The following is a 2404-nucleotide window of genomic DNA, read 5'->3' on the forward strand; positions in this document are numbered from 1 at the left end:
TTGCGACGGGCTGACCGGCCTGCCCGACGCGGTCGCGCAGGTCTGGCCCCAGACGGTCGTGCAGACCTGCATCGTGCACCTTCTGCGCAACTCGTTCCGGTATGCGAGCAAGAAGGACTGGCCCGCGCTCGCGAAGGACCTCAAGCCTGTGTACACGGCGCCGACCGAGGCGGCCGCGCTCGACCGGTTCGCCGAGTTCTCGGGCGTCTGGGAGAAGAAGTACCCCGGGATCATCCGCCTGTGGGAGAACGCGTGGTCCGAGTTCGTCCCGTTCCTGCGCTTCGATACCGAGATCAGGACCGTGATCTGCTCGACCAACGCGATCGAGAGCCTGAACGCACGGTTCCGCCGCTCCGTGAAGGCCCGCGGCCACTTCCCGAACGAGCAGGCCGCCCTCAAGCACCTCTACCTGACCGTCATCAGCCTCGACCCCACCGGACAAGGCCGGCAGAAGTGGATGATCCGCTGGAAGGCGCCGCTGAACGCCTTCGATCTGGCCTTCGATGGACGTCTGTCCGCCGGCCGCACATAGCCGTCACCCCCGGTGACCGCCGTAGTGGTCTCCACGTAGCACCAACATCAACCGTTACACCGGAAAGTTGACAGGAGGGCGAGACGCCGTGCTGATCACTATGGGTGCAGGAAAATGGACTGGGTGTCCCGGTCAGCCGCTGGGTCTGCGATGCCGATGAGCTCGTTTTGACAGGATGGCGATGGGGGCCGGTCAGGGAACTACGGATTGGTGCCCGAGCGGCGGCCCGCTGCCCGGAGCCCGCGTGTCAGACTCTGCCTCCTCCCTTGGCCCCTCCGGGCCGCCCGCTGGACACGGACGTGTCACGCGGAAGGGAGAACAGCATGTCCCGGCAGGATGTCAAGGACGAGGTCATCCATCTACGGTCCGCCGGGGTGGACCTGGGCAAACGGTTCCTCCTCGCCTGCGCGCGCATGCCGAGCCCGACTCGGCCGGGGAACTGGACGTTGGAGACCGAACGATTCGGCACCACCCGCACCGAGGTGCTGCGGCTGTTGGCCTGGCTGCAGGAACACCGGGTTGAGGTAGTGGTCATCGAAGCCACCTCCGTAATCAGGCGTCGTCAGGGGACCGTCCGCGACGGCGGGTGACGGACCGGTTTGTCCGTTCCTTCCGCCGTGGCGGACGGATTATCTGGAGACCGTCCGCCACGGGGACAGCCGAGCGGACAGCGTGTCTGGTGCCCGCCGCTCCTCGATGCTGCTTTTGTTCCTCCCGTGGCGTACGCGTACGTGACAGTGTGACCTGCGGAAACGCCAATTTCGATCTTGAAAACTACAGATAACGCCAGACTACTGGCGCTCGGTCTACTACACCCTGCAGCCGCATCTGAACCTGATGCTGGTCAATCCCGCCCACCTCAAAGGCATTCGCGGCCGCAAGACCGGCCCGAGCAACGCGGCGTTCCTCGCCCGGGCCGGCGCCTCCGGCCTGGTCATGGCCTCCTTCGTGCCGGCCCGCGAGATCCGGGAACTACGGGATCTGACCCGCCGCCGGACCGAGATCGTCCGCGCGGTAGGGCGAGAAGCCCAGCGGCTGGAGAAGGAACTGGAAGACACCGGCATGAAGCTCACTTCGGTGATCAGCGATGTCACCGGGGTCACCGGCCGCGCGATCCTCACCGCTGTGCTCGGCGGGGAACGGGACCCCAACCGTCTGGCCGACCTCGCGTGCGGCAAGGCGCGTCCGAAGATTCCCGCCTTGGTCGAGGCGCTGGACGGCGAGTTCACCGACCACCACGCCTTCATGGTTCGCCACTACCTGGACGAGATCGATCGTCTCCGCGGCATCGCTGCCGCGTTCGACGCGCGGGTCACCGCCATGCTAACCGATCACCAGCAGGACCTGGACAACCTCGACACCATCCCGGGAATCGGCCGCCTCGCTGCCGAGATCATCATCGCTGAGACCGGCGGCGACATGGCCCCGTTCGCGACCGCCGGCCACCTCGTTTCCTGGATCGGTGTCTGCCCGGGACAGAACGAATCAGCGGGGGTGCACAAGTCCGGACGGACCCGAGCGGGCAACAGCCACCTCAAGCGGCTCCTCGGAGTTGCAGCGATGTCGGCCATCAAAGACAAGACCTCGTACCTGGCTGTGTTCTACCGCCGCATCGCCACCCGCAGAGGTGGCAAACGGGCCTTGGTCGCAGTCATGCACAAACTGGCCATCGCGATCTGGCACATCCTGCATGACACGGTTCCCTACCGCGAGCTCGGTGCTGGCCACCTCTCCGCACGCACTCCCGAACGAACCATGCGACGCATGATCAAGGAGGCCAACCGTCTCGGCCTCACTCTCCGCTTCGAGCCCATCGCAGCGGCTTGCCCATGACCGGGTGCACGTTATTTTCGTGTCAGTCCCGGGTACCAC

Annotated in this window: 3 protein-coding genes; all 3 read left to right on the forward strand. The window is 65.8% G+C overall.

Annotated features, from left to right (window positions below; genetic code table 11):
• Positions 1-532: transposase (locus tag MJ783_RS21270; protein ID WP_239313174.1), on the forward strand; the 532-nt coding region annotated here is incomplete at its 5' end.
• Positions 533-855: 323 nt separating this feature from the next.
• Complete coding sequence (locus tag MJ783_RS21275) at positions 856-1122, forward strand: hypothetical protein (protein WP_239313176.1); 267 nt, start codon at positions 856-858, stop codon at positions 1120-1122.
• A 190-nt stretch (positions 1123-1312) separates the two neighbouring features.
• Complete coding sequence (locus tag MJ783_RS21280; protein WP_255724436.1) at positions 1313-2365, forward strand: IS110 family transposase; 1053 nt, start codon at positions 1313-1315, stop codon at positions 2363-2365.
• Positions 2366-2404: the final 39 nt, after the last annotated feature.

The organism is Protofrankia sp. Cj3, from assembly GCF_917627355.1.
GTDB lineage: Bacteria > Actinomycetota > Actinomycetes > Frankiales > Frankiaceae > Protofrankia.

What these genes read in the sequence shown, in the direction of transcription:
- MJ783_RS21275 (WP_239313176.1), top strand. Translation starts at nt 856, where the DNA reads ATGTCCCGGCAGGATGTCAAGGACGAGGTCATCCATCTACGGTCCGCC.